Here is a 4428-nt window from a genome sequence, read left to right as displayed (position 1 = left end):
GCGCTTGCCCGGGCGATCGTTACCCGGCCGAAAGTCCTCCTGGCCGACGAGCCTACCGGGAACCTGGACACGGAGCGAAGTCACGAGATCATGAACCTCTTGACCCGCCTGAACGGGGAAATGGGGATCACCGTGGTCATGGTCACCCACGAGCAGGATATGGCCTCCTACGCCCAGCGCAGGGTCGTTTTCGTTGACGGGGTGATTTCCACCCGGGATCCGGGAGGGGCAGGCCCATGATCTGGAACGCCTTTTTGCTCGCATTCAGGGAACTCCCCCGGAACCTTCTGCGCTCCTTTCTCACATCCCTGGGGATCATCATCGGAGTGGCGTCGGTCATCACGATGGTGACCCTCGGAAACGGGGCGACGGAGAAGATAAAAGAGCAGATAGCGAGCCTGGGAACCAACCTCCTCCAGCTCAGAGCCGGCCAGGACATCCGGGGGCCCGGCGGGGTGAGGATGGAGGCGAAGCCCTTCGACATGGCCGACCTGGAGGCCATCGCAAGGGAGGTCCCGGGAATTGAGGCCGTCGCGCCGATCGCCGGGGAGACGGTCCAGGCCATCTACGGGAACAGGAACTGGTCGACCTCGGTTACGGGCAGCACCAACGGCTTCATCGAGGCGCGGGACTGGCCCCTTGCAAAGGGGCGAAGGTTCTCGGAGGGCGAGACCAAGGCCGGTTCGGCGGTCTGCATCCTGGGAAGCACGGTTGCAGAGGAGCTCTTCGGGGGGGAAGATCCGGTGGACAAGACCATCCGATTCACGAAGCTCTCCCTGAAGGTGATGGGGGTGTTCGTCTCGAAGGGAGAGTCCTCCTTCGGCACGGACCGTGACGACTTCATCCTCATGCCCCTGCGCACCTTCCACCGGCGGATCGCTGGAAATAATGATATTACCAGGGCTTACATATCCATCCTGGATGGGTTTTCCATCGACCAGGAAAAGAAGGATATCGAGAGGCTGATGCGGCAGCGGCGCCGCATCCGCCCCGGGCAGGACGATGATTTCTACATCAGGGACATGCGGGAGATCACGACGGTGCTCTCCGGGACGACGAGCGTGCTCACGTCGCTTCTGGGGGCCGTCGCGGCGGTGAGCCTGCTCGTGGGCGGAATCGGGATCATGAACATCATGCTGGTGGCCGTGACGGAGCGGACGCGGGAGATAGGGACCCGGCTGGCCATCGGCGCCCTCGCACGGGAGGTGCTCCTCCAGTTCCTCGTGGAGGCCCTCGTGCTCTCATCGCTGGGGGGAATCATCGGTATCGTTCTGGCGATCGGGGTATCGGCCTGGCTCACGAAACTTCTTCTCGTCCCCTTCGTGCTGAACCCGGGGATCATCGCCGTGGCCTTCTTTTTCTCAGCCGTAATCGGAATATTTTTCGGTTACTTTCCGGCCCGAAACGCCGCCAGGCTCGACCCCATCGAAGCCCTCCGCCACGAGTGAGGGGTCAGTTCCCATATCCTCAGGTTTTTCGCATTTTCCCTAAAAAATTACCCAGGTAGTAAGGGCACGATCCTCGCGTGAGCAGCGAAATTCATGCAAAATGTGAGAAAATGGGAACTGACCCCGAAAACGNNCTGACCCCGAAAACGGTTAAGGGAGGAGAGTCTCATGACGAGCAAACCGCCGAAGACGTATCAGAAGCTAAAAAAGCGGCACGAGGAGTTCATTGACGCTGTTGAGGCATTAGGAAAGGCAGTGAAAACTTCAGGGCCCCTTGATGAAAAAACCGCACAGCTGATCCAGCTTGCCGCTGCGGCTGCCATACGCTCCGAGGGCTCGGTACACAGCCACGTTCGAAGAGCACGGGATGCAGGGGCAACCCCCGAGGAGATCCGTCATGCACTGATACTGCTTACCTCAACGATTGGGTTCCCCAACGTCGCTGCGGCGCTGACCTGGGCCGGGGACATAATCGGCTAACTCCCGGTGCAACCCGGTTCCGAGGCAGGGATTTTTCATTCGATACGGCGGGGGCCTGTGCGGTGTGTCTTGCAGGCGGCTCCCCCCGTTCTCCCGTTATCTCAGGAAATGAGAACTGATTTTCATTATGGACTCCTTTCCCGTTGACTTGAAAGCTTTTAATGGGGTAGGATTCCAAAATCGGGGGTTTTGAAGTCGGTCAAGTATACGCACGGGTAATCCGATATAGAGAAAGTAAGTTGGAGGTGCGGTAAGCTTCAGTCTGCCGCAAACCAGGCATTCATGATGAGGGTTATGAGGAAATCATTTCTCGAATATGCAGTATGTTTAGTGACCGCTGTTTTCCTTGCCGGCTGCAGCCAGACGAAAGCCCGCGTACCCGGGAATCCGCACACCGTGCCGGCAGAAATCCTGGTCGAGGATCCCCGAGATACCTGGGGCAGCGAACTTGGCTCCCCCGAGTCGGAATCTCTGGCCTCCGGTGACCTCGAGGCTGCCGACTCTATCACGGGAAGCGCAGCGGAAGATTCCCTGCCCTATGCCGACACCGGCAGCGATGATCCCGCTGTACTGGAGGTAGGGCAAAGCCAGGAAACGGGACTGCCTGACCCCGATGCAGAAGGGGCCCAGGCAGCAGCTGAAGATGCGAACGCCGAGAGCCCTCAGGTCCTCATGGACACTGCCCTCGGCTTCTATGAGGCATCCCAGGAGTTCTGGATGCAGGGTATCCTGGATAAAGCCATGGAGGCCCTGGACCAGGCCTACGAGCTGATACTCAAAGTGGAGACCGACAGCAATCCGGAACTGATACAGCAGAAAGACGACCTGCGCTTCATGATATCCCGGAGGATCCTGGAGCTCTACACATCCAGATACACCGCGGTGAACGGCAATCACAATGCCATTCCGCTCACGATGAACGAGCACGTGCAGAGGGAGATCAATCTTTTCAGGGGCCGCGAGAAGAACTTTTTCCTGGAGTCATACAGGCGCTCCGGGATGTATCGGAACATGATGGTGGAGGCACTCAAGGAAGCCGGAATGCCGGAGGAGCTGTCATGGCTGCCGCTTATCGAAAGTGGATTCAAGACACACGCACTCTCCCGGGCGCGGGCCCTTGGCCTGTGGCAGTTTATTCCCTCTACCGGCTACAAGTTCGGGCTGTCCCGGGACACCTGGGTTGACGAGAGGCTCGACCCGATAAAGGCAACCAGGGCAGCCATCGCGTATATGGATGAATTACACCGGATATTCGGAGATTGGACCACGGTGCTTGCAGCCTACAATTGCGGAGAGGGGTCGGTCCTCAGGGTTATTCGCACCCAGAGGATAAATTACCTCGACAACTTCTGGGATCTCTACGAGATGCTCCCCCGGGAAACGGCCCGCTACGTGCCGAGATTTCTCGCCGTACTCCACATCCTCAATGACCCGGGAAAATACGGCATTTCCCTTCCGGAACCCGAGATGCCCATCCCCCACGAGACCGTGACCATCGGCAAACAGATGCGGATGAAAGATGTGGCGAAAAAACTGGAAATTTCTTATCAAGAGCTCAAAAGCCTGAACCCCGAACTCAGGCAGGGGGCAACGCCAAGCGGGAATTACACCCTGAAAGTCCCCCCGGGAAAAGGGGAGGTATTGCTTGCGAAAATCGATGAGATTCCGGTATGGCATCCGCCGAAACGGGCATACACCTATCACCGCGTAAGAAGGGGCGAAACCCTCTCTTACATTGCCGTGAAATACCGCTCCAGCGTTTCGGCCATCGCCAGGGCAAACCGTATCTCTCGCAGGAGCATCATCCGCGTGGGCCAGCGGCTGAAGATACCTCTCGGCAGACGCGCGAGAAGACAGGTCAGATCATATGAACTCCTTCCCGGCGGGAAATACCGCGTCCGAAGAGGAGACTCACTCTGGCTGATCGCAAAAAAGTTCAATACCGATGTGAGGACTCTCCAGCAGAGGAATAACTTGAAGTCCGCCACGCTTTCCGTGGGGCAGGTTCTCAAAATTACAGACAACACCAAGGTTGCGAGCTATTCTGGAGGGTCAGCATCCGGCAGCCGCTACCGGGTCAAAAAGGGCGACTCTCTCTGGCTGATAGCCGAGAAATTCGGGACCGATACGAGAACCCTCCAGCGTATAAACGGCCTCAGATCAACCGTTATTCACGTGGGCCAGGTCCTCCAGGTCCCGAATTGACCGGGGTCAGTTCCCATTTTCTCACATTTTAATCATTCCCCTCTCTGAAGGATTTCTTCCGCCGACTTTGGCTTCAATCTTGCTTGTTCCATGGGAAGAGGCATGCGAAAGGAGCCGGCAGAATGGCAAGACCGCTGCGCATAGAGTACGAAAACGCCCTTTACCACATCATCAGCAGGGGAAATGAGGGGATGACACTGTTTATCCAGGATCAGGACAGGCATGCGTTCATGAATGTCCTGGAGAGGGTGGTGGAACGGTACAACTGGATCTGCCACGCCTACTGCCTGATGGG

General features: G+C 57.7%; 4 protein-coding genes and 1 pseudogene (1 of these 5 only partly in view). All 5 read left to right on the top strand.

What is annotated here, in order from left to right; translation table 11 throughout:
- Positions 1–240: pseudogene (locus GTN70_00595) on the top strand (ATP-binding cassette domain-containing protein); it begins 421 nt to the left of the window's first position.
- Positions 237–1448 carry an FtsX-like permease family protein gene (locus GTN70_00590; GenBank protein ID NIO15499.1) on the top strand — a complete coding sequence of 404 codons (1212 nt, stop codon included), beginning with the start codon at positions 237–239 and terminating at the stop codon, positions 1446–1448. The pseudogene GTN70_00595 and the gene GTN70_00590 overlap by 4 nt, the downstream one beginning before the upstream one ends.
- 168 nt (positions 1449–1616) lie before the next feature.
- The gene (locus tag GTN70_00585) at positions 1617–1928 is read left to right on the top strand and encodes a carboxymuconolactone decarboxylase family protein (protein NIO15498.1); all 312 of its coding nucleotides are present in this window, start codon (positions 1617–1619) and stop codon (positions 1926–1928) included.
- 294 nt (positions 1929–2222) lie between these two features.
- A complete protein-coding gene (locus tag GTN70_00580; GenBank protein NIO15497.1) occupies positions 2223–4133 on the top strand; it encodes a LysM peptidoglycan-binding domain-containing protein in 1911 nt (636 codons plus the stop codon).
- A 122-nt stretch (positions 4134–4255) separates the two neighbouring features.
- The coding region (locus GTN70_00575) for an addiction module toxin RelE (GenBank protein NIO15496.1) at positions 4256–4428 on the top strand (173 nt) is incomplete at its 3' end.

It is taken from the genome of Deltaproteobacteria bacterium (assembly GCA_011773515.1).
In the GTDB taxonomy this organism is placed as follows: Bacteria; Desulfobacterota; Deferrimicrobia; order J040; family J040; genus WVXK01.
The sequence above is the reverse complement of the archived record's forward strand: the minus strand, read 5'-3'. Positions and strand labels throughout refer to the sequence as shown.